26 protein-coding genes and 2 pseudogenes are annotated in these 25,104 nt (G+C 55.8%); 9 read left to right on the forward strand and 19 right to left on the reverse strand.

Annotation, left to right across the window (positions count from 1 at the left end):
* Window positions 1-141 precede the first annotated feature (141 nt).
* From MUN84_RS03940 to murI, 15 genes and pseudogenes are all read right to left on the reverse strand, one after another.
* Window positions 142-2,607 carry a T9SS type A sorting domain-containing protein gene (locus tag MUN84_RS03940; protein WP_244696741.1) on the reverse strand — a complete coding sequence of 822 codons (2,466 nt, stop codon included), beginning with the start codon at window positions 2,605-2,607 and terminating at the stop codon, window positions 142-144.
* Entirely contained in the window at window positions 2,598-3,269 is a 672-nt protein-coding gene (locus MUN84_RS03945) for a hypothetical protein (RefSeq protein ID WP_244696742.1), read from the reverse strand. Before MUN84_RS03945 ends, MUN84_RS03940 begins: the two co-directional genes overlap by 10 nt.
* 629 nt (window positions 3,270-3,898) lie before the next feature.
* On the reverse strand, window positions 3,899-5,428 hold the full coding sequence (locus MUN84_RS03950) for a carboxypeptidase regulatory-like domain-containing protein (RefSeq protein WP_244696743.1): 1,530 nt from the start codon (window positions 5,426-5,428) through the stop codon (window positions 3,899-3,901).
* Window positions 5,429-5,508: 80 nt separating this feature from the next.
* Window positions 5,509-5,847, reverse strand: coding sequence for a curli-like amyloid fiber formation chaperone CsgH (gene csgH, locus MUN84_RS03955; protein WP_244696744.1), 339 nt, complete (start codon window positions 5,845-5,847; stop codon window positions 5,509-5,511).
* A 146-nt stretch (window positions 5,848-5,993) separates the two neighbouring features.
* Window positions 5,994-6,590, reverse strand: coding sequence for a hypothetical protein (locus MUN84_RS03960; RefSeq protein WP_244696745.1), 597 nt, complete (start codon window positions 6,588-6,590; stop codon window positions 5,994-5,996).
* A gap of 352 nt (window positions 6,591-6,942) precedes the next feature.
* Entirely contained in the window at window positions 6,943-7,896 is a 954-nt protein-coding gene (locus MUN84_RS03965) for a hypothetical protein (protein WP_244696746.1), read from the reverse strand.
* 206 nt (window positions 7,897-8,102) lie between these two features.
* Complete coding sequence (locus MUN84_RS03970; RefSeq protein ID WP_244696747.1) at window positions 8,103-9,512, reverse strand: CsgG/HfaB family protein; 1,410 nt, start codon at window positions 9,510-9,512, stop codon at window positions 8,103-8,105.
* 21 nt (window positions 9,513-9,533) lie between these two features.
* The gene (locus MUN84_RS03975) at window positions 9,534-9,839 is read right to left on the reverse strand and encodes a curli assembly protein CsgF (protein WP_317239191.1); all 306 of its coding nucleotides are present in this window, start codon (window positions 9,837-9,839) and stop codon (window positions 9,534-9,536) included.
* Window positions 9,785-9,973 carry a curli assembly protein CsgF gene (locus tag MUN84_RS03980; RefSeq protein WP_244696748.1) on the reverse strand — a complete coding sequence of 63 codons (189 nt, stop codon included), beginning with the start codon at window positions 9,971-9,973 and terminating at the stop codon, window positions 9,785-9,787. The genes MUN84_RS03975 and MUN84_RS03980 overlap by 55 nt, the downstream gene beginning before the upstream one ends.
* 29 nt (window positions 9,974-10,002) lie before the next feature.
* A complete protein-coding gene (locus MUN84_RS03985; protein ID WP_244696749.1) occupies window positions 10,003-10,611 on the reverse strand; it encodes a curli production assembly/transport protein CsgE in 609 nt (202 codons plus the stop codon).
* 275 nt (window positions 10,612-10,886) lie between these two features.
* Complete coding sequence (locus tag MUN84_RS22795; protein ID WP_262920695.1) at window positions 10,887-11,207, reverse strand: glutathionylspermidine synthase family protein; 321 nt, start codon at window positions 11,205-11,207, stop codon at window positions 10,887-10,889.
* Window positions 11,099-11,404: a glutathionylspermidine synthase family protein gene (locus MUN84_RS22800; protein ID WP_317239192.1), complete on the reverse strand. Its 306-nt coding sequence runs from the start codon at window positions 11,402-11,404 to the stop codon at window positions 11,099-11,101. The genes MUN84_RS22795 and MUN84_RS22800 overlap by 109 nt, the downstream gene beginning before the upstream one ends.
* Window positions 11,405-11,435: 31 nt before the next feature.
* A pseudogene (locus MUN84_RS22805) lies at window positions 11,436-12,068 on the reverse strand (glutathionylspermidine synthase family protein); the annotation flags it as partial.
* A 64-nt stretch (window positions 12,069-12,132) separates the two neighbouring features.
* Window positions 12,133-12,840, reverse strand: coding sequence for a hypothetical protein (locus MUN84_RS03995; RefSeq protein WP_244696751.1), 708 nt, complete (start codon window positions 12,838-12,840; stop codon window positions 12,133-12,135).
* Window positions 12,841-12,901: 61 nt separating this feature from the next.
* Window positions 12,902-13,732 carry a glutamate racemase gene (murI, locus tag MUN84_RS04000; RefSeq protein ID WP_244696752.1) on the reverse strand — a complete coding sequence of 277 codons (831 nt, stop codon included), beginning with the start codon at window positions 13,730-13,732 and terminating at the stop codon, window positions 12,902-12,904.
* A gap of 164 nt (window positions 13,733-13,896) precedes the next feature.
* On the opposite strand from murI, the gene MUN84_RS04005 reads away from it, so the two are divergent.
* The 6 genes and pseudogenes from MUN84_RS04005 (at window position 13,897) to MUN84_RS04030 (ending at window position 17,960) form a co-directional block, all read left to right on the forward strand.
* Complete coding sequence (locus tag MUN84_RS04005) at window positions 13,897-14,130, forward strand: hypothetical protein (RefSeq protein ID WP_188558266.1); 234 nt, start codon at window positions 13,897-13,899, stop codon at window positions 14,128-14,130.
* 139 nt (window positions 14,131-14,269) lie between these two features.
* Window positions 14,270-14,851: a hypothetical protein gene (locus MUN84_RS04010; RefSeq protein WP_244696753.1), complete on the forward strand. Its 582-nt coding sequence runs from the start codon at window positions 14,270-14,272 to the stop codon at window positions 14,849-14,851.
* Window positions 14,836-15,534 (forward strand): hypothetical protein, encoded by a 699-nt coding sequence (locus MUN84_RS04015; protein ID WP_244696754.1) that lies wholly within the window; start codon window positions 14,836-14,838, stop codon window positions 15,532-15,534. The genes MUN84_RS04010 and MUN84_RS04015 overlap by 16 nt, the downstream gene beginning before the upstream one ends.
* A gap of 8 nt (window positions 15,535-15,542) precedes the next feature.
* Complete coding sequence (locus MUN84_RS04020; protein ID WP_244696755.1) at window positions 15,543-15,794, forward strand: hypothetical protein; 252 nt, start codon at window positions 15,543-15,545, stop codon at window positions 15,792-15,794.
* Window positions 15,795-16,062: 268 nt separating this feature from the next.
* Window positions 16,063-17,399 (forward strand): annotated as a pseudogene (locus MUN84_RS04025) (ABC-F family ATP-binding cassette domain-containing protein); the annotation flags it as partial.
* A 150-nt stretch (window positions 17,400-17,549) separates the two neighbouring features.
* Window positions 17,550-17,960 carry an ABC transporter C-terminal domain-containing protein gene (locus MUN84_RS04030; protein WP_244698658.1) on the forward strand — a complete coding sequence of 137 codons (411 nt, stop codon included), beginning with the start codon at window positions 17,550-17,552 and terminating at the stop codon, window positions 17,958-17,960.
* Between the two features lie 65 nt (window positions 17,961-18,025).
* On the opposite strand, the gene MUN84_RS04035 is transcribed toward MUN84_RS04030, so the two are convergent.
* From MUN84_RS04035 to MUN84_RS04050, 4 genes are all read right to left on the reverse strand, one after another.
* On the reverse strand, window positions 18,026-18,382 hold the full coding sequence (locus MUN84_RS04035; RefSeq protein ID WP_244696756.1) for a DUF952 domain-containing protein: 357 nt from the start codon (window positions 18,380-18,382) through the stop codon (window positions 18,026-18,028).
* A gap of 337 nt (window positions 18,383-18,719) precedes the next feature.
* Window positions 18,720-19,526, reverse strand: a complete 807-nt coding sequence (locus tag MUN84_RS04040) for a hypothetical protein (RefSeq protein WP_244696757.1) — start codon at window positions 19,524-19,526, stop codon at window positions 18,720-18,722.
* Between the two features lie 66 nt (window positions 19,527-19,592).
* The gene (locus tag MUN84_RS04045) at window positions 19,593-19,943 is read right to left on the reverse strand and encodes a DUF952 domain-containing protein (protein WP_244696758.1); all 351 of its coding nucleotides are present in this window, start codon (window positions 19,941-19,943) and stop codon (window positions 19,593-19,595) included.
* A 108-nt stretch (window positions 19,944-20,051) separates the two neighbouring features.
* Window positions 20,052-20,438, reverse strand: a complete 387-nt coding sequence (locus MUN84_RS04050; RefSeq protein ID WP_244696759.1) for a hypothetical protein — start codon at window positions 20,436-20,438, stop codon at window positions 20,052-20,054.
* A 263-nt stretch (window positions 20,439-20,701) separates the two neighbouring features.
* On the opposite strand from MUN84_RS04050, the gene hppD reads away from it, so the two are divergent.
* The 3 genes from hppD (at window position 20,702) to MUN84_RS04065 (ending at window position 25,100) form a co-directional block, all read left to right on the forward strand.
* Window positions 20,702-21,835, forward strand: a complete 1,134-nt coding sequence (gene hppD / locus MUN84_RS04055; RefSeq protein WP_244696760.1) for a 4-hydroxyphenylpyruvate dioxygenase — start codon at window positions 20,702-20,704, stop codon at window positions 21,833-21,835.
* Between the two features lie 289 nt (window positions 21,836-22,124).
* Window positions 22,125-23,861 (forward strand): phospho-sugar mutase, encoded by a 1,737-nt coding sequence (locus MUN84_RS04060; protein ID WP_244696761.1) that lies wholly within the window; start codon window positions 22,125-22,127, stop codon window positions 23,859-23,861.
* A 108-nt stretch (window positions 23,862-23,969) separates the two neighbouring features.
* Window positions 23,970-25,100 (forward strand): hypothetical protein, encoded by a 1,131-nt coding sequence (locus tag MUN84_RS04065; protein WP_244696762.1) that lies wholly within the window; start codon window positions 23,970-23,972, stop codon window positions 25,098-25,100.
* The last annotated feature ends 4 nt before the right edge of the window (window positions 25,101-25,104 follow it).

The following is a 25,104-nucleotide window of genomic DNA, read 5'->3' on the forward strand; positions in this document are numbered from 1 at the left end:
GGGAGATTATTCGGATTTATACTGGTTCTAAAGAAAAACGATTGGAATCAGTATGATATAATTTAAGCCAGTAGCATACCAACATAAAAAAGCGCCACCCTTTTTGAGGATGACGCTTTTCTATTATGCTGTAAGCTGACTTTACTTTTTCACGATACGACGCGTCACTTTTGCGTCGCCTTCGCCTACCGTTACCAAGTAGGTACCGGTTTTCAAGTCACCCATATTCAGCTTGCCGGTAGCATCTAGCTTCTGGCTCCGAATCGTGCGGCCGCTGGCATCAGTGATGCTTACCATTACACCTTCCGTAGCGCCACCCAATTCGATGGTCAACTGATCTTCCACTGGGTTCGGATACATCGTGACGTCGCCGGAACGGAGGAAGTTGATTACTACTGGTGAGCTGAAGCTGGTAGTACCGTTAAAATCCGTCTGCTTGAGGCGGTAGTACGAAGTACCACTCAGGGGCTGCTCATCAGCGGCAGTATAGGTAGTACGGGCGGTTGTAGTACCCTTACCCTCCCGCGACAGGATAGACTCAAACGTCTTACCATCACGGCTACGCTCTACTTCAAATCCTTTGTTGTTCAGTTCCGAAGCCGTAACCCAAGTCAGAGCTACTTTGCTACCTCGAACCTTGGCGTCAAACGACACCAGCGTAACGGGCAGCGGCGAAGGAGCAATGATACCAGGAATGGTATTCGGCACCGGCGGCGACAGGTAGTTTTCAGCGCCCTGAATCTGTACAGCTGGGTTCGGGTTGATATTGTTGAACTCGAACGTGTAGAAGTAATAGGTAGTACCTACATCCAGCCCTTCTACTACTACTGATTGGTTAGCACCAGCATACACTACATAGAAGCCAGGAGCAACTTGGTCACCAGCACCGTAAATCTGGTTACCAGTCTGGTAGCCAGTACCGTCAGCTGGCCGCGTATCTGCCGGGAATTGCGACTGAGTGCTTGCTACAATCAAACGGCCTTCTCCATAACCTTGAGCAATATAGTCAGCGGGCAAGTTGAAGGTTACAGTCGCCGTAGTGTTGCCACGTACCACTGAAGGGACATTACGCATAGTGGGCTCAACGTCAATCGAGCGACCCGAGAGCAGTGCGTTACGGTCGAAAGACTGAGTTGCCTTATTCTCAAAGTCATTGCTCTGGAATTGGAGCGTTGACTGGCCACTGCCTAAGTACGTTGGCTTGTACCGCACGTAGATGGGCTGGTTAATGCTGTACGTCGACGAGTTAGGAGTCAGCGTCAAGGAGTTCGTAAAGGTTACGTTGTCCAGCGAAAGCTCGAACTGCTCGACGTTGTTTGGATTCAACGGGTTGCTACTTAGCGCCTTGCTAATAATTACTGGCTGCAGTACACGCTGGGCATTGATAACCAGTGCCTGAGAAGGCGAAGTAGTGTTAATTACAATGTTCCGTACTTCCTGGAACGCATTGTTCAATGCCACTGAAGGGCGGCTGGTGCCTTCTACCGAAACACCCTGGGTAATGGCTGGCTCACTGGAATTCAGAATAACCGAGGTAGTAGCCAAGGCGCCTGGGGGCAGGAAACGAACGTAAACTGTAGTTTCAGGAACGTCGTTACCAACCCGGGCAACCGTAATAGAGTTACCCGTAGTAGTAATACCAGCAAACGCAGGATCCAAGGATACTTGGAAGTAAGTTGGCGCAGCTACACGTATGTCTTGCAACAAGTTGGTACCCGACACGCGGTAGGATTGCACAGCAGAAGCAACACCTGGCACCGTTGAGAACTGCTGGAGAGTGCCGGAAGTGTTAATGGAGGAGTTGTTACCTGTTGCGTTGTTTGCCGTGATAGACACAACCTGCGAGGTAGCTCCAGTGCTAGAGGCAGTGATGTTACCAGTGAACGGACCAGTAGCAATAGTCTGCACCAATCTCACTTCAATAGTACGGGGTGAAACGGTGTTGTTGCTCGGAGCAATGCTAAGGCTGCCCTTGGCGAAGTCGCCGCCAGAGGTGGCATCACGGAATTCGATGTTAGGGTTAGAAGCCGTGAGCACCAAAGGAGCCGTCAGGTTACCAGCATTGACAGTGAATGAAAGCGTCTGGGCTGATCCACTGCTAGTAACGGTACCAAAGTCCAGTGAGGAAGGATTCACTACGATAAACGGACCAGTAGGAGCAGCCGTGGCGGTTCCTGTTACTGCCACAGATGCGCTAGCACCACCATTACCCGTGGTAGCTACTGTGATGGCAGCATTGTAAGTGCCAGCTGCGGTAGGAGCGAACTGGGCCTGCAGAGTAGTGTTGACCGAGTTGTTAACAGGAGTCAGTGTAACGGTTTGGGCGAAGCTACCCGAAGTTCCTTGACGAATCAAGAAGCCGCTGGGAGCAGTCACCGTAACAACGTCCGTCAGGTTAGAACCCGTAACAGTGAAGTTTTGTGAAGCAGAAACTTGTCCGGCTTGAGTGCTGGGGAAAGAAAGCTGGGTAGGATTTACCGCCAAGGTAGCGGGAGGCAATACACCCACACCCGATACACTTACATTACGAGTAGTAGCACCAGCACTGGCAAAGGTTACTACATCAACGTAGTTCTGAGCAGCGGTTGGGGTGAAAACTACAAACACCGTTGTATTAACAGCACCACCAGTTTGGGCAAGGTCAACGTTTGCGAATAAGTACCATTGGCAGTAGTGCTCACTTGGAAACCAGCAGGAGCAGTAACTGTGATACCATCCGTTAGTGAAGTAGCCGTAACATTTACGCTCATCGGCGACGAGGTAGTGTTGGTTACTTGGTTACCAAAGCCAAGGGCAGTAGGATCGACCGAAATAGTAGGTGCACCAGGCGTACCTGTACCACGAACATCTATAAAGGCAGAAATTGTGCTACGATTGGCAGGGCCAGTAGCTTGAATAAACTCATCAGTAGTAGTTCCCAACCTTTGGGGTCTGAAACGAACAAAGATAGTACCACCACTAGATGGTAGAACTAATGAACTTGTGAAGTTGACGTTGTCAACACTACCCTCGAAGGAGGTTGCATTAGCAAAGCTCACTGTTATGTTGCCCGATAAACCGGTGCCAGTGAAGGTATACTGTTTTGCAGGGGTTGAAACTGCCCCAATTGCAACTGAGCCGTAATCATCTGGATTAGTTTCAGTTGTAGCGGGGCTAACTGTAAGCGACTGCGCTTGCGCCATAAACGGCAGGGCCAGCAGCATTACCAGAAGGACCCATAAGCGGCTCAAATGGCCTCGCTTGTGGTTACTCAAGTACTTGTTTTTCATGAGTTATAGAAAGGGAAGGTTTGCAAAAGAAAACTAGGAGTAAGAAATAGATACGGTGTCTGACAGCTGACTTGCTACCCGGCTGTCGATCCACGCACACATACGGGGATATTATACCAAAGACTAGTACTTTTCAATGGTTATATAATACATTTTACATTTTCTCATATACTGCTTTAGGCGGCTGAGTATCACAATTCATGCCAATCAACTCTCAACGAAGTCCTACTTTATATTATTAAGTATAGAATATGATTTTTCATTTAGAGAGGAAAGCAGAATTACACTCCAGCTTTGTTTCTATTCTGTGCTAAATGCAAAGATGCATGTTTCTGTGCGTAATCCTGCATACTATTTATGACCTTCGCGCAAAGGTAAACGATAGGCGGCTAATAAAATACGCTAGCTAAATATCTATTATATAGATAATTGCATACTAGTATATTATCGTAGCACCGGGCTTCACCACTAATACCCAAGTGAAACACTTCCTACACAGCCCACGAGTTATTGCTACTACCATTGAGCAAATGCCGCGGAACAAACGCTCATCAACTGTTAGGGCATAAAAAAACGGAGCAAAGCTGTGTGCTTTGCTTCGTTGCGTCCTCATCTTAACTTACTGTCTTCTATTTCCAATCAGGCAGGGTGGCATTTTGGAATAACCGGGTGCGGTTGCGGCCGTCCAGGTCTACGTTGTAAACATCGGGCGTAGAGCGGTTTACATTGTTAACCTGCGCGAAGATGATCTTTGAGCCATCTGGAGCGTAGCGGGGCACTATGTCGTTGAAGCCGTTCGCCTTGCTCGTGGAAGACGTTCCGCCGGGGCCTGCTGACACGTCCACTACTCCGGTGCCATCAAGATTTTGCGTGAAGATGTGCGCGTTTAGCTGCCGGCCCGTCGCATCTTCGTAGCCATCCAAGTCCCGGGTATAGAGCACCCGCCGCCCATCTACGCTGAATGAAGGCGAGTCGAGGCGGCCCGGCAGGTTGCTGACGAGTAGCGTACGGTTCGAGCCATCGGCATTGAACAGGTAGAGTTCCGCATCGTATACACTAACGCCTACCGTTTGCACGACGATACGGTTTCCCTGGGCCGTCCAGTCACATTCGCGGAAATGGCGGTCTTGGGGCGCCGTGGCCAGCAGCGTCAGACCGGTACCGTCGCGGTTGATGCGGTAGAGCTTGTTGTAACTACTATATAATAGCTGCGCCCCGTCCGGCGACCAGCGGTACCCGATTCCTTGGTTAAAGTAGCCGTCCACGGGTATCAGGGTTACCTGGCGCGCATCGGAGCCGTCCCGGTTCATTGTGTAAATCTGAAATTGCCCGGTTGCGTTGGAGGTGTAGGCTACCCGGTCGCGGTTAGGGCTTAGCTGCGGGGCGGTTTCAACGAAGGGCGAGTTGGTGAGGCGAAGTAAATTGGCGCCGGTTTCATCGGAGGAATACACATCGGTATTTCCATTTTCCTCCCGGGCAAACAAAAAGCGGTTGTCTGGCTGGGCCCTAGTTTGGAAGCTCCAGATGTCGCCCTTTACCGTTTCGCCGGCTTTGTCGCGCACGGTTACCTGCCAGAAGTAGGTAGTATTGTACTTCAGGTTGCTGGCCACTACGGTCGTGTCGCGGGAGTTACTCAGCAGTTGCCGACGGTCCGTGGAGCCGCTTTCGTAAAGGATAACGTCGTTGCGAAGAGTATCTGTTTTCCCATCGGGGTCAGTAGAGCGCCAGCGGAGCGTTACCGACGTGGGCTGGTTGGTGGCCCGGTCGGTGGGCGTTGGGGTAGTGGGAACGTTGGGGCGCTTGTTCGCCCCGGCCGCCCGCTCCAGGATAACCTTTACCTCGGTTGGAGTATTCTGGTTTACCTGCACATTTACCGTTTCCTGCTTGTAGTCCGTTTTGCGGATACTTAGGGCGTATTTACCCAAGGGCACGCCTGCTATGGCGAATTTTCCCTGAGCATCAGTGGTGTAGGAAGAGGTAGCGGGGTTGGTGGTAATAGCGGCGTTAGCAACGGGTTGATTGTTTACAGCATCCAGCACCACTCCTTCTAACGTACCATTTTGCCCAGGCTCAACGGTAGTATCTTCACAAGCAAACAAACCTTGGCTAAGCAACAGAACCAGCAGCAGCCGGGTTGCTAGGCGTAAAAACGAAAACATAGAGTGGCTATGGGTGGAAGGCGGAACAGGGCGCAACGCTAGCGGAGAGGGTACCAGAGTTAGCAGGAACAGATATAGTGTTATTGTAGCAGCGAGTCGTGGGCTACTACATGGTTCTGGCTATCAAAGAGGCGCAGATGAATCTGGTAATGATCAGACGGGGCGATGTTGATGGAAGTCTGGGATAGAGCAGCTTTTTGGTTGGGGGCCAGCGTTACGTTACCAGATTGCGCATTGCGCGAGGTACCGGCTTTGCCCTGGCGGCTGGTCAGGAGCTCATAGCGCAGGCGCATGGGGTGAGCCGTGTTGTTCTGCCCCTCCCCTATCAGGGTCAGCATGTTGCCTTCCTGGTGGGTGGCTAGGCGGGCCTGACAGGGCGCAGGTTCCGGTTGAGCAGGTAGCGTTTGTTGCATAGACATGGGTAAGGGTAAAGCGGCAATAAGCAGGTATCTCTTCATGGCATTAGCAACGCTAGCGGTGAGGGTACACGTTGGAAAAAGCTACTACCACTCGGCAGCACCAGGCCGGATTTATACCAGCCATTCCGGCCTGGTGGTGCTTAGAGCTAGGGCAGACGGGAAACCCGGCCCTGTTCAATCATAATCTGGATTCCGTTCCCCTTCATGGTCACGTTGTAGCCAGGGGTAGTACCGCTGGTTTCGCGCTGCACCAAGTTGTTGTTATTGCCTAGCTGTTCCACGGTGTAGCGCTGGCTGTCCCGGATAAGCTGCTGTTCCACTTGGTTGCGGTTCCCGTTCTGCAGAATAGTGGACTCGGTGTTGTAACCAGTAATATCACTGACGGCCACGTTGCTGTTGCCGATCTGGGTGATGGTAGTTCGGTTATTCACTCCGTTTTGTAGCGCGGCGGCGGCATTGTTGTTGCCGTTCTGCAGCACGGCCGCCATGTTGCCCTGCCCCGCGCTAAGCAGCGTCTGGCTGATGGTGCTCATGTTGGCATTGCCCTGCTGAACCAGGGTAGCCTGGTTGACACCAGCTGCACTGGCGGCCACTTCGCTGGGGGTCAGCTGGCTAGTACCAAAGGCCTGAATGAGTTGCTGCCCAGTGCTTACGCCGTCCGGGTCACGGTTGCCCTGAGCCCGCGCGGCCCCAATACTTAGCAGCAGGGCCAGCGGTACATACTTCACAGTAGTAGGTTTCATATGCAAAAAGGAAAAACCAATGAGAGGAAAGTAACTACTCTGATTTATAGAAATATAGAGGCAAAAGCCACGGTGAGGCGTTATAAAAATAGGTTTATTTTTTAATAAAAAAATACAAATGGTAAAATTCTTTTTAACGACCAAAAGCACCCTGCCACTGGAGGGTAGGCATGGTGCTTTCGGTAGGAAGAAAACTGGAACACGGAGCCGGCAAAGCACGAAGCAAGAGAAGCCAACTCAACCGCTACAAGGGGTAGGCTTAAACGTGTAGGTAGCACCCCCAGACCAACCGGTGGTTCCAAGAGGTGCTACCTGACTTCTACCGGTTAGGCAGGACGTTTAAGCGCAGAAACTACGGGTGGTTCTGCTTTACAACGCTCACGTTGTTGTTGCCCACTTGCAGTACGTCGCTGCTGTTACCATTCGAGCCCTGGTAGGTGCTGGCCTGGTTGGCGGCACCCAGTTGACGCTGACGAGCGAAGTGGCTGTCACCATCCTGGTCAATGTAAGCGCTGTTGCCAGCCTGGAAGTCAACCAGTGACGCCTGCTCTTGCACAGCAACACTGTTGTTGCCAGTCTGCTCAATCCGGGCATTCTGGTTGTCGTACACCTGGGTTTGCGAGGCCGAGTTGCCGTTACCAATCTGCTCCACGAAAGCGCGGCCATTGAAGCTGTGTACAATTACGCCCTGGGTTTGGGCAGAGCGGTTACCAACCCCGTCCTGGATGGCAGTAGCTTCGTTGAACAAACCACGCTGGTCCTGGTCGGCGTTGTTGCCGCTACCCAATTGCGAGATGCTAGCCTTGTTGTTCTGGGCGCTATAATCAATAGAAGCGCGCTGACGCTGACGGGCTACGTTACCTTCGCTGCCGCTCTGGAATACAGTGGCTTCGTTCGTAGTACCCGTCTGCTCCTGAGTAGAGATGTTGGCACCGCTGAGCTGCTGAGCGGAAGCTCTGTTGCTGTTACCGGTCTGGGTTTGCGTAGAGAGGTTGCCATTGTCTAGCGGCATGCCGTCACCTTGCCGAACGCTGGCCGTGTTCGAGGAACCTACCTGGGTCTGGAAGGCACGCTGGGAATCACCGCGCTGATTGGAAGTTGCGGAGTTGCTGGAGCCCCCGGACTGTGACTGGGTGAGAGCGTTGCTATTGCCCAACTGCGTGCCAACGGCCGAGCTGGAGCTACCGCTCTGCGTTACTGTAACACTGTTTGCATTACCTGTAGATGTGGATGACTGAGTATTGCCCTGGGCGAAAGCACCTCCGGCTACTAGAAGGGATGCAGCGAGGAACGAGATTTTTTTCATGGTGGGGAAGATTTGGGGAATGGGAGGCAACTTTTATTGAACTAAATCACTATTTATTATTCCCTCCGGAGGAATGATACAAACATATATTATAAAAGTTAAAAGTCAAGATGTCATCAATAAATATTGTTATAATTTTTACCAACATAATTATATAATAACTTTATGAATATATTAAATCCCTTATAAGAGAACGACAGAGGAGCTTAACGGACAGGCGCTGGTGTTACTTTTCCTTTGTTTCGGCCCAGGTAGAAAGTAAAGCCAGCACGAAGAGCCCAGTAAGAATCGTTGTACTTGCCAAGGGATAATTGGTCCAGCTGATCGGTCAGGTAATAGTGGTTATCAACGCTTAGGCTTATGCCTACCCGGTCAGTGGGCAACACCTCCATGCCTATTCCGCCTAGCACATGCCCTAGCGCCGTTTGGGTAGTAGCGCCAGCCGCGCGGGTAGTCACCCCTCCTCCCACGGTTACATAAGGAGTGAACCGGTCGCGCGGGAATAGGCGGTACTGCCCGCTCAATTCAAGGTAGTTAAAGGTTTCCCGGTAGAAGTCGCCGGCGCCTAACTCGAAGCGGCCGATGTTGATGCCTCCTGAGAACTTCGGGTTGGCCGCCTGGTAGCGCAGGTTCAGCTCGCCACCGCCCCGCACCTGGGGTCGGCTAAAGTCGCCATTGTAGCGGATGGTAGCCCCGCTCAGGCCCAGGCCAATCCGGCCGCGCCGGTCGCGCTGCACCCGACCCAGCACATCTATGTCGGCATTTTCCCGCTTTTCTTGTAGGTATTCGGCCAGGGCGGGGCCTTTCCGGTCGGCCTCATTGCGCGGGGCCCACAGCTGCTCCTGAATCCCCTCGTACACCAGTGCCTCCACCGATTTTTCAATGGCTTCCTTGACAGCCATTTCCGTGGGCTCATTGTACGTGAAGCCGGTTTCGGTTTCCAGCAGGCGCTTGAAGTTCACAAAGCGAAACAAGCTGGCGTCAACCTGCTGGGACAAGATGGTTTTGGAAGTGTACACCGTCTTGAGAATCTCGCCCGTGCTGGTGCTGATGGCCCGCAGATACACCGTCACCCGGTCTTGCCGGTACTGGCCCGAGGCGCCGGCCCCAAAGTAGCGCAGACCCGCGCCCCCGGTAATCAGATTAGCATCGTAGGAGATGATGCCGCCTTCGAGGATGATACCGGCAAACAGCAGGGAAGGCAGAGCTGGCTGGCGCTGGCCCGTCATTTCCTGGTACTCAGCCCGGCTAGAGCGAATAATTTTCCGCTCATTCAGCAGATTTCCCAGGTTTTCGCGCTCAATAGGGTTAAACCACCGCGACTCTTCTAAGGCCCGCAGCAGAATGCTCGTGCCGCCCTGGGTAATGGCCGTGGAAAAGCTCGAGCCATTTTGGCTGGGCTTATACTGCCCGGTTTGGTCGCGAAATTTGTACACAGCGGCTACAATTCGCTCCCGCGGCTCGGGCAGCTGCCGCAGCAGCTGGTTGCCCTGCACCTCGGCCCCCAGCCGGGCCTGCTCTACTTTAAAGGGCTGATGAAAGTACGGAGCACAAGCCGTAACGGCTCCGGATAGCAACACCACAACCAACAACCGACGATACACAACGAGCAACATAGGGCTACCGGGAAGCGGCGCTTAGAAGTAGGGAACGGTTACCGTGGTCTGATTACCCGTGCTGGTATCGGTAATCTGGATGGAGAATCCTCCGTTGGAAGGCACCACGTTAATCTGGTAGGAACCAACCGTATAGTTGCCGGCCTGCAAGCCCTGCCCATTGCCGCCGCTCCCAAACTGGTTGCCAATTAGGCGCTGGGCTAGCTGACCTAATATCTGCTGGTTCAGGTTTTGCTCAAACTGCTTTAGCGGATCCTGCTGGAAAGGGTTGTTCACGGTAGCCGCCGGGTCATCAATGGTATTCTGGGCTTGCGCCGAGCTGAGCAGCCAGGCGTAGTTAAACGTGTTGCCACCCCGAAGGAAGGGTTCTTGGGTTCATATACCAGGTCTTGACCCGTGGCGCAGTGGGCGCCTAAGGCCAGCGTTACTACCAAGGCTACTCGTAGTAGATACTGAGTCATATAGAAAGGAATGTGGGTGAGGTAGCAGATTAAAAAACTTCAACCGGCGCGCGGCCGCCGCGCTCTAGCTGCCGGCTTTCGTTGCGGGTTTGTTGTAAAAAGCTGGTGGCAACCTCCAGGGCGTAGGCGGCCATTTCTTCAATAGCCTCGGCTTTAGGCTGCAGGGGCAGCTCCACCAATTCGTTGTCGTTCACCTCAACTGATATCAGCGTGCTGGTGCCTCGGGCGGGCTTTTCCCGAATCACGATGGTGTAGTCGCCGAGTTCTGCGGGAGCCTCCCACTTGGTAAAGAACTCATCGTAGAAGTCGTGACCTACTTTGGTAATGGTCTGGTCCATCACCAGCCCTTCAATTTCCGTGGGGCGGAACTGCCGGCGCTGCCGGTTTTGGGCCGAGTCAGAGGTGGCTTTAAGCAGTAGCTGCAGGGCTTCCTCCAGCTTTTTAGCCGACAGCGGAGCCGCCTCCGATTCTTTCTGAACTTTGGGCTTGGACCCAGGCTTAGCCGGAGTTTGGGCTTGTGCCCGGGTAGCTAGCAGGCAGAGCAGAAGCCAACAACTGAGCCCCATCACCCAAGGTCGCCACCAGAATATGGGGGTAGGGGCAGCACTGGATGACTTTGGTTTGGATGCAGAGGCCATTGCCACAAGAGCGTAAAATGCGACCAAGGAAGCTTCAGACGGCAAAGCTGACTCAGGACAAGAAGCTGGAAAGAAGAGAAAGAAGCCGGTGGTGAAGTAGTAGCCAACACGACGGTATAAATGTAATTATTTAGCAAAATAATGCAAGTCATTGAAACTATATTTATTGAAATATATTCTTGCCATAATATCACATAGCGTAAAAACAAGTGTGCCACGCCCCTCACCATTTGGGGTGAAGAGCGCGGCACACTACCTAAGCTGTGGCGACGGCCCTACGTCAGCACGTGCGGCACGAACTCCGACAGGTTTGTAATAATGCCGACCTCGCGGCGGTAGCCAATGGCGCAGGCGCCCCCCGCCCAGAAGACCCCAGCTTGGTACAAACGACCACTGGCATCGGTGGGCAGCTCGGCAAAGCGCTGGTAGATAATCGGTTGATCAGCGTAGTCGCCAGCTACGGAGCTGGCCGCGTCCGCCGCGCCTCCTAGCTCGGCAATGTCTTGCCCTCTCGGCCCAACACGGGTTTGCTTACCTGATGCCCGGTCAGAGCCGAGCGAGACGCCTCCAGCAGAAGCGGATGATGGGGAAAGCACTGCCAGAGCCACGCCAAAATGCCCTTGCTTTGAAACAGCAGGGAGTAAGCCGGGTTGGCAATGACCACGTCGCGGCTGCGCAGTAGCTCCGTCAGGTCGCGGGTGAGGTCGGGTTCCTCCTCGGCCAGCAGCTCCCAGGGCACCAGCTTGAATACAAAGCTGAAGCGTTGCCACTGCTCGGGGCGGTTTGGGCCCACACGCCCCGCTCCTCCCCTGCACGGCTACCTGCATTTCATCCACGGAACAGATGTGCACCTGAGTAAAGCCCGCTTCGGCGGCGGCTTCCGCTACAAGGGTGCAGTTGGTAGCATCCTCGGCGCTATCAGGTAGGTGCAGCAATAACAAGGTAGGCTCCAGATCGGCGTTCAGTCCCTGCCAGTGGGCCAGTTGGGCCTGCAGTCCTTCAAAGAGGCCGTTGGCTTGGCGGTCATCGTCAGCCAGATTAGCCGCCATAAGGCTAGCCCATTGCACTACGGCAGTTTCGGGCAAGCCAGTGGCCGTATCGGCGTTGAACTCCAGCAGCTTGGGGCCATCGGGGGTTTGGGCCAGATCAAAGCGGCCGTACACGTGCCAGTGTCGCTCATCGTGCCAGGAGTGGCGCACGGCCTGCCAGAGGTTCTCGGGAATGGCCAGCTCCCGCAGAAACGTGTCGGGCAGCTCATCCGGAATGCTTTGCACAAACAGGTCGTAGAGCGTATCCGTGGCCTGCAGTAAGGCGTCGGCTTCGGCTTCGGACAGCTGCACGGCCTCGCGGGCCACGTAATTCTGGCAGGCATCTTCCACCGCCCACTCCCAGCCCAAGGCCCGCACAGAAGGCGCTACGTCGCCCGATAAAGGCAATAAGTGAATTGTATTCGGCATAAGGAAGGCAAACTAACGGAGTAAAAGAGCAAGGCGTATCTGGCGCGGCTGGGGCGCTGGCACCTTAGATTCTAGCCGCCAAACCCGCGGCTGCCACCCCGACTACCGAACCCGAGCTGCGGCTGGAGCTAGGGGCGCTGCTGCGGATACTGCCCCGACCGTAGCCCGTGCTCCGCGTGACACTAGAGCTGGGCCGGATGCCGGAAGAAGCAGCCGTTCGGTTTCCAGCGAAGCCCCGGCCAAAGAAGCCCCGGCCTTGGTCCCGTTCATTGGCTACTCGGGCGCGCCAGCCGTTGTTCTGCTGCACCAGGCCCGGGTTGGCGTAGGCACCTACGTTGGGCGTCAAGAAGCGGCCAGCCATGTAACCAATGCCGCCCCACATGAGAATGTCCATCATGCTGGTGCCGCCCACGCGGTTTTCGGGGTTTACGCGGGTGTACTCCTGCATTTGCCGCTGCAACGCCTGGCCCTGCAGCGTATCTACCTTGCCATCGAAATGATGAAGCACGGCGGCTACCTCTTCCTTACCAGCGGGCCGCTCGGCGGTAATTTTCCACTCGCCGGGCTTCACCTCCGTCATCTCCGTGATAACGCCTTCGGAGTAGGAGTCGGCGTTACCGTTGCTTTCACTGCCCCAGCTACCCTGGGCGGTCTGCTCCGTGTCAGACGAGTTGCCGGAACAGGCGGGTAGCAGCAGGCCCAGGCTCGTGGCGGCTGCCACCAGCAATACGTTGCGCCGCCAGTCTCCGAGTTGGTAATACGGCTTGTTCATAGGAAGTCAGGTAAGTAGGACGAAGGATAATAGAAAGCGGGCGAGTGGGGCAACCGGCACGTTACTCCCACAACGGGTAGTGCTCCAGGTGTACTTCCTGCCCGAAAAAGATGCGGGTGCTTTCCTCGAAAGATCGGGTAAAATCTGATACGTAGAAATGGTGCGCGGGGGCCGCCGGGCCGGGGCGGGCAGCCAAGTGGTTTTCGGTGAGGTAGCGCTGTACGTGGGCTGCTACCACGTCGGAGGCGTCCAGCACTTCCGTCCGGCCCTGGTAAAACGCGGCAATCTGCTGCTTGATGAGCGGGTAGTGCGTGCAGGCCAGCACCAAGGCCTCAATGCCCTCCAGGCTGGGGTTGGAGAGGTAGCTTTCAATGATGTTGCCGGCAATGGTGTTGTCAAAAAAACCTTCCTCAATCATGGGGGCCAGCAGCGGGGTAGCCAAACTCTGCAGCTGCACGCCGGCATCTAAGTCATCTATTTTTTTGCGGTACACGTTGCTGTTCACGGTTTGCTTGGTGCCAATGAGGCCCACCGTTCGGCCCGCGTACTGCTGACCTACGTGGGCCACAATGGGGTCGATTACGTTCAGCACCCGCGCCTTGGAGCCCACGTACTCGCGTACTAGCTCGTAGGCGGCGGCCGAGGCCGAGTTGCAAGCAATCAGAATCACTTTGCACTGCTGCTTGAGCAGTAAGTCGCAGATTTTGACTGAGTAAGCCTGAATAGCCGCCGTGCTTTTGTCGCCGTAGGGCAGGTGGGCCGTGTCGCCGAAGTACACGAGTCGCTCGTGGGGTAGTACGCGGTTAACGGCCCGCGCCACCGTAAGGCCGCCAATGCCGCTATCGAAAACGCCGATGGGCCGCGTAGTTAAGTCAGGGGAAGTTGATGCCATAGCCGGGCGAAGGTACGAGGTGTTCTGAGGTCCGTGCCAAGCGGCGGCGCAGCGCCAGCAAGACAGGTCAGGCCAGCCGGTTTACGTAGGATAATGCGCAGCCGCTAGCACACAATCCCGACAAGTTCCTATATTTCCTGCCTTCACGCGTGCCGTCCTGAGTTATGAGTAAAGTTCTGGAAGAAATTGACCAAGCCCTGGCTGGCTTCGATTCTGGCCAAGGCCGCCCCGTCGCCATTGAGTTAGGGGAGCGAAAATACACCCAGCTGGTGCTCGATGTGGCGCATTTGCACGCCGATGGCGGCCCCCTGACCCACAACACCGGCCGCCCGCTGGCGTACCGGGGCCTGGAAATCCTGCGCGACGACACCAACCGCGACCGAGTGCGGGTGATTTAACTTTGCGGGCCTTATCGGAGGCGGTTCTTTTGGCCTGTACTGGCTCATAACGCGTGCCTTTGTCGCATATCCTCTTGTAGCTTCGGCTTATTCCTTTTGGTGCGGCTGCTTATTGCCGGGCAACCGCTACGCTGTTTTTATGCCCAACGTATTTGCCCTGGCGCGGGCGGCCGGAGGCCGGTGGCTCTGGCCGGGGCTACCTCTGCTGCTGATTTTAGCGGGTCGCCTCTGGGCCCTGACGACCGGAGGGGCGCTGGCATTTCCGGATGAAGAGCGGCATTTAAAATCGGTGGAGGCGGTAGCAGCCATGCTGGAGGGCCACTTCGAGCTGGCCTGTCTGCACCTGGCCAACACCCAGGGCCGTCCCGCCGATGCCCTGCTCCGCCTGCCTGTGGCGGCCGGGCAGGTTGCACTTGAGTATTTCTGGCACCTACCGCCTACCTCCCCGGCCTCCTTGTTACTGCCCCAACTTTTTGGCTGGCTGGTGTTGGCGCTGAACATGGCGCTGTTGTGGCGGCTGGCCCGGCGCTGGCTGCCCGTTTCCGCCGCGAATACAGTTCTGATCGTCTATTCGGCTTTGGCTAGTAGCCAGCTCTACGTCCGGCACTTGTTTCCTTATGATACGGCCCTGGGCTTGGTGTTACTAGCGTTGGTGCTCCTCTCTGCCCCACGGCGGCGCTACGCAGCCCGTGGCGCCGGGGCCTGTTGGCGGGCACATTAGGCGTGTTGGCGTTTGCGGTGTATCCGGGCTACTACTTTGCTCCTCTGCTGCCAGGGGCCATGGCGCTGGCCTCCACCAGACGGACGCAGTGGAAGCGGGCAGCGCTGGGCTTTCTGGCCGGCGCGGGGCTGGTAGTGGCTCCGCTGGAAATCCTGACGCGGGTGGGGCATATTTCCTACCTACGCACCCTGCAGCATCTGCCGGCCACGGTAAATCAGGGCGACTTCGGAGAAGGGTTTTCTTTTCTACCGCGCTACCTCTGGCAGGTGGAGGGACCGACGGGTGGCCTGTTGCTGCTGCTCGCGCTACCTGGTCTGTGGGCTTTGCTCACGAAGCACCCTGCGCCGCTTACCCGGGTGGTAGCCCTGGCGCCGCTAGTCGCCTGGCTGGGCCACGCCAGCCTCGTGTTTTTTGCCCATCAGCTGGTGTTCTACGGCCGACTTGTTCATTTTTTCCTGCCATTTCTGGTGCTGTATGCCGGTACCGCCCTGCACTTGCTACGCCCTGGCCTGCTGCGCCGGGCGGCCACTATTCTGCTGGTGGGAGCCGCACTGGTACACTTGGGGCGCTTCGGGCGGGCGTATCTGGCCCTGGCCTATCCGCGCGATGTGCTGGCCGCCTACCACCTGCCGCCCACTGCTCCCCTGCGCTACCTGAATGAAGGCGGCGTTGGCCCTTGCTAAACTACCCGGTGCCCCCTGCGCGCCGTTTCGCCCCGCCCGCTACCCCACCCGACTCCCTGCTACTTGTCAACTTCACTTTCCTGTATCCTCTGCTCAGCTCAAACTGCCAGCCAGTTGCCGCGCCGGCTAGCTACCACCGCCTCCTCGATGCGCCCCACTTTCTCACCCTACCGGCCTACGGGTTCGAAGGGTTTACCCCGGCCATGCGCACGCAACTACAGGCGTGTAACTTCCGCTGCCGGATATATAAGGTGAGATAGTGCAATGGTGAGGTGGCGAATGAGCGAATACGTGAAGTGCTGTCATAGCAAGCGCATCGAAGCCATCTTTCCTCTCTTACGACCAGACACCTAATAGCGTGACAAGCCCTCGACGCTAGCACAGTCGTCAAACGCTTGTCCCAATTCCAGGGGTAGCAGGCTGGTCAGGAGGAATGGCCGCGCCCCGCTCGCCACGACGCGTCATGCACCACCTCACTATTTCACCATTTCCCTGTTTCACCACCCGACCGGTCGTACCTTTGCGGCTATGAATCTGCTTTCTGCTGAGAATCTTTCGAAAAATTACGCCGACCGGTGGCTGTTCCGGGAACTGAACTTCGGGCTGCAACAGGGGCAGCGTGTGGCCCTGGTAGGCATCAACGGCTCGGGTAAAACCACTTTGCTGCGCATTCTGGCCGGCCTAGAGCCGCCGGACACCGGCGAGGTGAGCGTGCGCAAAGACATCCGGGTGTCCTTTCTGGGGCAGCAGCCGGTGTTCGATGAGTCGCTAAATGTAGAGCAAACCATCTTTGCCAGCCAGAACGATACCTTGGCTGCCATCCGCGACTACGAGCATGTCGTCAACGACCCGAACCATTCTGCCAACGACCTGCAACGGGTTATGGAGCTAATGGACACCTATAATGCCTGGGATTATGACGCCCAGGTAAAGCAAATCCTGGGGCGCCTGGGCATCCTCGGTGATTTGCTGGAGCGGCCCGTGAGCAAGCTCTCCGGGGGGCAGCGCAAGCGCGTGGCCCTGGCCCGGGTGCTTATTGAGGAGCCCGACGTGCTCATCCTCGACGAGCCTACCAACCACTTGGACCTAGCTACCATTGAGTGGCTGGAAAACCGGCTGGCCTCCCCTACCCTCACCTTGCTCATGGTTACCCACGACCGGTATTTCCTGGATAAAGTGGCCAACGAAATTGTGGAGCTGGACCAGGGTCGCGTGCACCGCTACCAGGGCAACTACTCCTACTTCGTGGAGAAGAAAGCCGACCGGGAGCAGATGGAAACGGCCGAAGTGGAAAAGGCCCGCAACCTGCTGCGCAAGGAGCTGGAGTGGATGCGCCGCCAGCCCCAGGCCCGCGGCACCAAGCAAAAAGCTCGCATCGACGCTTTCTACGACACCCAGGAAAAAGCCAAGGGCCGCGTGAAAGGCCCGGAAATGGAGCTATCGGTGAAAACCACCCGCCAGGGCGGCAAAATCATCGAGGTAGAGCACTTGCACAAGCAGTTCGGCGGCAAGGTGGTGCTGAAGGACTTCAGCTACGTGTTCAAGAAAAAGGACCGGATTGGTCTGGTAGGACCGAACGGCGCCGGCAAGTCGACGCTGCTGAACATGCTCACCGGCAAGCTCGCGCCCGACTCGGGGTAGTAGATGCCGGCCAGACCACCGTGTTCGGCTACTACACCCAGACGGAGCTGGATTTCGACCCCTCGCAGCGCGTAATTGACATTGTGAAGGAGGTAGCGGAAGTGGTGGAAATGGCCGATGGCAGCAGCGTTACGGCCTCGCAGTTTCTGCAGCACTTCCAGTTTCCGCCAGCCCAGCAGTACACCTTGGTTAGCAAGCTCAGCGGGGGCGAAAAGCGCCGGTTGCAGCTGTTGCGCGTGCTCATCAAGAATCCGAACTTCCTGATTCTCGACGAACCAACCAACGACCTGGACATCATCACCCTGAACATTCTGGAAGATTTCCTGCTCAACTTCCAGGGCTGTTTGATTATCGTGTCGCACGACCGGTACTTTATGGACGCGCTGGTGGAGCAGGTGTTTGCCCTGGAGCCCGGCGGCAACATCCGGCAGTTCCCCGGCAACTACACCGACTACCGCGAGTGGCAAAAGGAGCAGGACGCCGAAACAGCCGCCCGACCACCCAAAGGCACGGTATCGGCGGCGCCGGTGGCCGCGCCGCCCGCACCGGTGGCAGCCCCAGCCGCGGCTAAGCGCAAGGCTACCTTCGCCGAGAAAAAGGAATACGAAACCCTGGAGAAGGAGCTGGAACAACTGGAAGTCGTTAAGCAGCAACTCATTGAAAAGCTCAACTCCGGCACCGGTTCTCACCAGGAGCTAGCCGACTGGGCCGCCCAGCTCAAGCGCACCGATGCCGACCTGGACAGCAAAGGCGAGCGGTGGCTAGAACTAGCCGAGTTCGTGTAAACAGCAAGCCCCGCTTCAGCTAGGAGCGGGGCTTTGTTTTGTACCTAACAGCCAGCCGGAAATGCTTACGACGCGGGCTGCTGATTAAAATGGAACTGACCGGTTGCGTTGCTACGCAGGGTGAGCACACGCCGTACGGCGCTAAGTGGAATAGGACCGAAAATGTGAGCAAACGTCGCTTCTCGCTCTTCCCGCCACTGTAGTTCCACCTCAATACCAAGGGCGCGAAGCAGGTCCATATCAATTTCCAGGGCTAGAACCTCCGGCTCGGTGGCAAAATACAAGCCAGCCGTAACCAGCACCTGTTGCGGGGGTGAGGCGTGAATAAATCCGGTAATTAACAGGTCGGGGCTGGCAAAAAAACCTGTTTTCTGAGCGGCAATCCAGTGTTTTGCTTCCGTGACGCGGTAGAAGAAATGCACGTTAATACAACAGCAATAAGGTCTGGCAATAGAGGCTCCAGGAAAGTATAACTCAACGAATTGCTGTCCTGTTTATTTTCAGAGTTTCATCGGGCATACCAGACGTTTTCGGCTAGCCCTTTCGGAAGCCTGCTTCTACAGAGTAGCAGTTGCCGTGCCTGTAGTTACACTTCGGTAGGTTCTAGAGAAGGTATTACCGGGTAGGTTAATAACTGTCACGCCGGGCATAGCGAAGCATCTCGCGTGCTGATTCTGCCATTCTGCATGTAAGCACAAGGGATAGGACGCCTCTGCAGGGCTACTTAGGCAAAGCAACAGTTCCGACTGTTTACCCAACCTAGTGCCGCTGCATGGTTTGGGTGTACTCGAACTGCACGGGCCGTTCATCGAAGAACACCACCAGCCGTAGCCGCTTCGCGTAATCTTTGCGCGGAAAATATACGTGGCCGCGCACGCGCTGCCCGGGCTCCAGGGTGGTTTTGCGCAGAACCACGGCGGCTAGGGTTTCGTGCTGAATATACAGGTGGTCGGCTTTCTGGGCGTGGTTTTCGCGCTGCTCATCAAAGTACGCTTCGTCGCTTTGGTGGCGGTAGTCGCGCTCCGCAACCTGCTCGGCGGTTTCCTTTTTGCTGATGCTGGCTACGTCCTCGGCAATGTGGGTAGCGCTAGTCAGAATTTCAAACCAACTAACACCAGTAGCCTTGTCGGCTTCCTTGTCGAGCTTGGCGCGGAGCTGCTGCAGCTGCACTTCGGGGTTGAGGGCGGGTACCCGGCTGTCAAAGATGCCTTTGGTCATGGTGGCTTCGGCCGCTGAGTCGGGCGGCAGTAGCAGCAGGTAAAAGGTTTCGGGAGCCACTAGCACAGGCCGGTCGGAGGTATTGGTAATTTCCGTTTCGAATACTAGCTCCGCGGGCTCAGAGCGAATAAACCCGGCGCGCACCTGCACGCTGTCGGGGTGGCGAATAAGGCTGGTGGGGTGCCCATTAACCCAGGGGCCGTTCGCTTGCCGGGGCGTTACGCTCAGAAACGAAGTGGCGCCGCAGGCCGAGAGTAGCAGGCCCAGCAGCACAGGTAGCCCACGACCGATAAGTAGCATCGAGACACGCATCGAGGTAAAAAAGAAATCATGAAATCGAATGAACAAGAGCCAAAAGAAAGAATCACTTCCGTCCTATATAGCATTTTCTAATAGCAACAATAATTCCAACTCTCACTGCGCCAGCTCCGGGGGTAGCTGAAATTCGCCGGCCGTATCGGGTCGTAGCGCCCACACCCGCCGTACGGCGGCCAGGGGCACAGGCTCGAATACGTGCGCAAAGTGCTGTTGCCGGCTTTTGACCCACTCCCGTTCTACGCGCACACCGGCACTACGCAAGGCCACCTCGTCCCACTCTAACAACCATAAATCAGTGCGGCCGGGGTAGTAGCGGCGGGCCGTGGCTAGAATCTGATGGCGCTCCGAGCTATGAATAAATCCTTCGGCCGCTAAATCAGGGCTAACAAACAAGCCTGTTTGCTGAGCCTGCTGCCAGTCGGCGGGTTCGGCAATGCGGTATAACACGTTGTTTGATGAATACTCAGGAATGAAAAATGAGGAACAAGAAGTGAGGTGCGGCGGGGTAGCCACTTTCTCACTCTTCATTCCTCATTCTTTATTTTCTATTGAGCCTTAGGCTTTCCAGACTTCCTGCTGCACGGCTTTACCAACCGTTATTACGAGGCGCGTGGGGTTGGGCACCAGGGTTAGGCGGGCCTCTTTGCCGGAGTATTTCTCGGAGTCAATCCAGACGCCTTCCTTGGGCGAGGGCGTACCGCTGGTGTTGGCGGGCAGGTAGGCGGTTGGCAGCAGCACATCGGTGTCGGAACCCAAGTCGGTGTGGACTTTTTCCAGGGCTGCTTCCAGGAAAGCGCCGTATTCGTCGTTGAAGTCGTCTTCCAGGTCGTGCAGCTCTTCTTCTACGTCATCGTAGCGGGCATCATCATACGTGAGCTTGTGCAGCTCGGCTTTCTTCTCGATGAGGGCCACGAGGGCGCGGTTCAGCTCTTCCGGATTCATAAGGGTAAAGCAAGGGGTTAAGGCTACAAAGGTGAAGAGGATTCGGCAGTTTCGTATAGGGAATCCGGCTTTCGTCCCAATTCTACGAAGAATGTCCTAACCGGGTGCAGCTGCTCATCTTTAAACCTGCGTATTTAAGGACGCCGGTACGCCATCTGTTACCACCGCTACCCGCTCTATTCAGCCGAAAGGGAATGATTTAACCTAAACCAGTATTTTTACCCAGGTAACCCCATCCACCCGCTACTCAATCCGTTCCGCCCATGGAAACTATGACCTCCCCGGCCGTTCAGGCCCATCCCGCCCAGGACTTTTTGCCCCTCAATGGCACCGATTACGTCGAGTTTTACGTCGGTAATGCCAAGCAGTCGGCTTATTACTACCAGGCCGCGTTTGGCTTTGAGTTGGTGGCCTACGCCGGTCCCGAAACTGGGGCGCGCGACCGGGCCAGCTACGTGCTCCAGCAAAACAAAATCCGCTTCGTACTTACCACCTCCCTGCTGCCCGACTCCGACATCACGCGCCACGTAGCCCAGCACGGCGACGGGGTAAAGGTAATGGCCCTGTGGGTAGACGATGCCCGTAAATCCTTCGAGGAAACCACGAAGCGCGGAGCCAAGCCCGCCTTCGAGCCCTACACCATTGAGGACGAAAACGGCTCCGTGACGCTGTCGGGCATTTATACCTACGGCGAAACCATTCACACCTTTGTGGAGCGTAGCAACTACCGCGGCGCGTTTATGCCCGGTTTCGTGGCCAGAACCAGCACTGTGCCCCAGGGTGCCGCAGTGGGTTTGCTGCACGTGGACCATTGCGTAGGCAACGTAGGCTGGGGCGAAATGAACCAGTGGGTGAAGTTCTACGAAGACGTTATGGGCTTTAAGTTGCTGCTAACCTTCGACGACGACGACATTAGCACGGAGTACTCGGCCCTGATGTCGAAGGTAGTCAGCAACGGCAACGGCTACGTGAAATTCCCTATCAATGAGCCCGCCGAGGGCAAGAAAAAGTCGCAGATTGAGGAGTACCTCGACTACTACCACTCGCCCGGGGTGCAGCATATTGCTATTGCCACCAACGACATTCGGGCCACGGTAACCGAGCTGCGCCGCCGCGGCGTGGAGTTCCTGACCGTGCCGGGCGCCTACTACGAGGACCTGCTGGACCGCATTGGAGCCATCGACGAAGATTTGGAAAGCATCAAAGCCCTTAACCTGCTCGTGGACCGCGACGAGGAAGGTTACCTGCTGCAAATCTTCACGAAGCCCGTGGAAGACCGCCCGACGGTGTTCTACGAAATCATTCAGCGCAAAGGCGCCAAAAGCTTCGGCAAAGGCAACTTCAAGGCCCTGTTCGAAGCCATTGAGCGGGAGCAAGCCCTGCGCGGTAACCTGTAAAATATATTGTCAAAGTAAAGCAGAAAGCCCGGTACTGGTAGCGCCGGGGCTTTCTGCTTTTACTTGAACGGCTTTGGAGCCCGATGACGCAAAGGTTATATCTGCGCGCGGAAAACTGAGTCTAACGCCGAACTTAACCTTGCTCAGGTTCAACTATTTCTAGCCAAGGATCAACTGCTAGCTCTTGGGTGCTTTATGCGGGAAGTTTGATTACCTATGCCCAACACCACGGGAAACCTGTTTTCTTTACTCCCGTTATTCGAATCCTACCGTTCAACCCTTCCCGCGTATGGCCCTAACGCCTGACATTCACGAGAAAATCAATACCTGGCTTACGGGTAGCTACGACGCCGAAACCCAGTCGGCCATTCGCCAAATGCTGGCAGAAAATCAGGAGGATTTCCTTTCCGACGCCTTCTACCGCAACCTCGAATTTGGTACCGGCGGTTTGCGCGGCATCATGGGCCCCGGCTCCAACCGCATGAACCGCTACACCCTGGGCATGGCTACCCAGGGCCTGAGCAACTACCTGCTTCAGAGCTTCCCTGGCCAGGAAATAAAGGTGGCTATAGCCCACGACTCGCGCAACAACAGCCCGGAGTTTGCCCGCATTGCCGCCGACATTTTCTCGGCCAACGGCATTACGGTGTATCTGTTTGAGGCCCTCCGCCCTACCCCCGAGTTGTCGTTTGCTATTCGCCAGCTAGGTTGCCAGAGCGGCTGCGTGGTCACGGCCTCGCACAACCCCAAGGAGTACAATGGCTTCAAGGTGTACTGGAACGACGGCGCCCAGGTAGTGGCTCCGCACGACAAGAACATCATCCGGGAAGTAGAAGCTATCCAGTCAGTTAGTGAAGTGCGCTTTCAGGCTGACTCTTCCCGGATTCACCTGATTGGAGCCGAACTGGATGCTGCTTACTTGGCCAAGGTGAAAGAGTTGAGCATCAACCCAACCGCCATCCAGCGTCAGCACGACCTGAAGATTGTGTACACGCCCTTGCATGGCACGGGTATCACGCTGGTACCCAAGGCCCTGGCCCAGCTTGGCTTCACCAACGTGCACGTAGTAGAAGCCCAGGCCACGCCCGATGGTAACTTCCCCACAGTACAGTCACCGAACCCAGAGGAAAAAGTGGCTATGCAAATGGCCCTGGACCAGGCCAAAGCCCTCGATGCGGACCTAGTATTGGCTACTGACCCCGACTCGGACCGCGTGGGTATTGCCGTGAAAGACAACAAGGGCGAGTGGGTGCTAGTGAACGGTAACCAAACCGCTGCTCTGCTGACGCACTACCTGCTTTCGGCCCGCAAACAGGCCGGCAAAATGACTGAGCAGGACTTCATCGTCTATACCATTGTAACCAGCGACGTGCTCGGCGACATTGCCCGTGCCCACGGCGTGCAGGCCTACCAGACCCTGACGGGCTTCAAGTACATTGCCGGCATCATCCGCGACCTAGAAGGTCAGCAGAACTACATTGGGGGCGGCGAGGAAAGCTACGGCTACATGATTGGCTCCTTCGTGCGCGACAAAGACGCTATTTCTGCTTGCGCCCTACTAGCCGAAATGGCTGCCGTTGCCAAGGACCACGGCCACACCTTATACGAGGAGATGGTGCACATGTACGCCACCTATGGCTTCTATAAGGAGCACCTGATTTCCTTAACCAAAAAGGGCCAGCGTGGAGCCGAGGAAATTCAGGAAATGATGCGCGAGTTGCGCGCTAACCCGCCCCGCACCATTGCCGGCCAACCCGTGGTAGAGCTGCGCGACTACAAAACCGGCCGCATCCGCGACCTGCGCACCAACCTGGAAACTGAAACCGGCCTGGAAAGCTCCAACGTGCTCCAGTTCATCTTGGAAGACGGCAGCAAAATATCGGCCCGCCCCAGCGGCACCGAGCCCAAAATCAAGTTCTACTTCAGCGTGCGCCAGCCCCTGGCCTCCGCCGTGGACTATGACCTGGCCGACCGCCTCGCCGGCGAAAAAATTCAGTCCATTATTGATGACATGCAGCTAAAGTAGGCTCGTCTTCAACTAGTATTGTACCCGGAAAGCCTGAGCTATGTAGCTCAGGCTTTTTCTATAGTGTTTTGTCTTAGCAGACTATTCTTTTCCCTGTTTTCCTACCCGATGCGTCTAATCTACGCTTTCCTATTTTCCCTATTCTTTGTCACAGCATCCGCCCACGGTCAGGGGCTACCCGGTTACGTGCTCACACTCACTGGCGATACTTTATTGGGCACGGTAGTAGAGCAGCAGAATGAGCAGCAGATTGCCCTGTATACTTCCAGGAGCCGGGTGCCGCAACTGTTCCAGGCCAGGCAGGTGCGCGGCTACGGGCTGCGTAATCAACCCGCTATTCTGCCGCGGGTAGTGCATCTGGCCTCCGGGGTCGATTCAGTGTATTTCGTGCTGCCACTGCAAGTAGGATCAGCCAGCGTTTACTCCTACTCTGATGAAACAGGCTTGCTGCTCCTGTCCCCCGGTGCCGATACACTTCAAGAACTCACCGCTACAAACTGGCACGTTCTAGTGAACCGCTACCTACGTGGTTGCGCTACTTTCGATCCTTCTAGTAATCGTATACTGCAGCTAAGCTTTACGGAGCGCAATGTACGCCAGGTGCTGATGGAGTTTAATCAGTGCATGAATCCTCAGTGGAGGCCGGGTACCAGCACAAACCCTAGGTCTTCCGTGTGGCGCAGTGGCCTGGGGCTGCGGATGATGCCTCTATATAGCCGCTACAGAGGAAAAGGAGATGGGCAATCGGCCAACGGTCAGGGCTACCAGCTTGGACTGGAGTGGGTGAACGTGCGGGCCAATGGACTGCAGACCACGCTGAGCGGAAGTTATTTTTACTTATCGGACAAAACTTCTGTTTACCGTTATGCCTTTCCAGAAGCAGCTTATAGACAAGATATTAATCGGTATAAGCTGCTGGATATAAATGTTACGGCAGGAAAACGCTTTGGCCGGCCTTCCCGCCCAGCCTTACTTCTGGGGATAGGAACAGGTGGAACCTACAATCTCAACTCAGAAACAGAAGTAAAGCAGCATCTTACTAATCCGGCTTCCTTGCAAACCAGTGATGTACACCAAGAATCCGGTGGTGCTAAAATACACGTCGGTTTCACTACTGGTACTATTGTTCCGATAGGCACACATCATGAAATGCGGATGGCCGCTACTTACCAGCACTATATATTATCCGGTCTGCACATAATTGGCCTGCAGCTGGGCTATACTTGGTTCCGGAAGTAGCCTA

Source organism: Hymenobacter sp. 5516J-16 (assembly GCF_022919335.1).
GTDB classification, from domain to species: Bacteria; Bacteroidota; Bacteroidia; order Cytophagales; family Hymenobacteraceae; genus Hymenobacter; species Hymenobacter sublimis.

Coding starts and splice junctions, on each gene's coding strand:
- MUN84_RS04065 (WP_244696762.1), top strand. CDS start 23,970: ATGCGTCTAATCTACGCTTTCCTATTTTCCCTATTCTTTGTCACAGCA.
- MUN84_RS04010 (WP_244696753.1), top strand. CDS start 14,270: ATGCCCAACGTATTTGCCCTGGCGCGGGCGGCCGGAGGCCGGTGGCTC.
- MUN84_RS03960 (WP_244696745.1), bottom strand. CDS start 6,590: ATGAAACCTACTACTGTGAAGTATGTACCGCTGGCCCTGCTGCTAAGT.
- MUN84_RS04005 (WP_188558266.1), top strand. CDS start 13,897: ATGAGTAAAGTTCTGGAAGAAATTGACCAAGCCCTGGCTGGCTTCGAT.
- MUN84_RS03985 (WP_244696749.1), bottom strand. CDS start 10,611: ATGGCCTCTGCATCCAAACCAAAGTCATCCAGTGCTGCCCCTACCCCC.
- MUN84_RS03970 (WP_244696747.1), bottom strand. CDS start 9,512: ATGTTGCTCGTTGTGTATCGTCGGTTGTTGGTTGTGGTGTTGCTATCC.
- hppD (WP_244696760.1), top strand. CDS start 20,702: ATGGAAACTATGACCTCCCCGGCCGTTCAGGCCCATCCCGCCCAGGAC.
- MUN84_RS04030 (WP_244698658.1), top strand. CDS start 17,550: ATGGACGCGCTGGTGGAGCAGGTGTTTGCCCTGGAGCCCGGCGGCAAC.
- MUN84_RS03950 (WP_244696743.1), bottom strand. CDS start 5,428: ATGTTTTCGTTTTTACGCCTAGCAACCCGGCTGCTGCTGGTTCTGTTG.
- csgH (WP_244696744.1), bottom strand. CDS start 5,847: ATGTCTATGCAACAAACGCTACCTGCTCAACCGGAACCTGCGCCCTGT.
- MUN84_RS03980 (WP_244696748.1), bottom strand. CDS start 9,973: ATGACTCAGTATCTACTACGAGTAGCCTTGGTAGTAACGCTGGCCTTA.
- murI (WP_244696752.1), bottom strand. CDS start 13,732: ATGGCATCAACTTCCCCTGACTTAACTACGCGGCCCATCGGCGTTTTC.
- MUN84_RS03965 (WP_244696746.1), bottom strand. CDS start 7,896: ATGAAAAAAATCTCGTTCCTCGCTGCATCCCTTCTAGTAGCCGGAGGT.
- MUN84_RS04050 (WP_244696759.1), bottom strand. CDS start 20,438: ATGAATCCGGAAGAGCTGAACCGCGCCCTCGTGGCCCTCATCGAGAAG.
- MUN84_RS03945 (WP_244696742.1), bottom strand. CDS start 3,269: ATGAAAAACAAGTACTTGAGTAACCACAAGCGAGGCCATTTGAGCCGC.
- MUN84_RS04060 (WP_244696761.1), top strand. CDS start 22,125: ATGGCCCTAACGCCTGACATTCACGAGAAAATCAATACCTGGCTTACG.
- MUN84_RS03995 (WP_244696751.1), bottom strand. CDS start 12,840: ATGAACAAGCCGTATTACCAACTCGGAGACTGGCGGCGCAACGTATTG.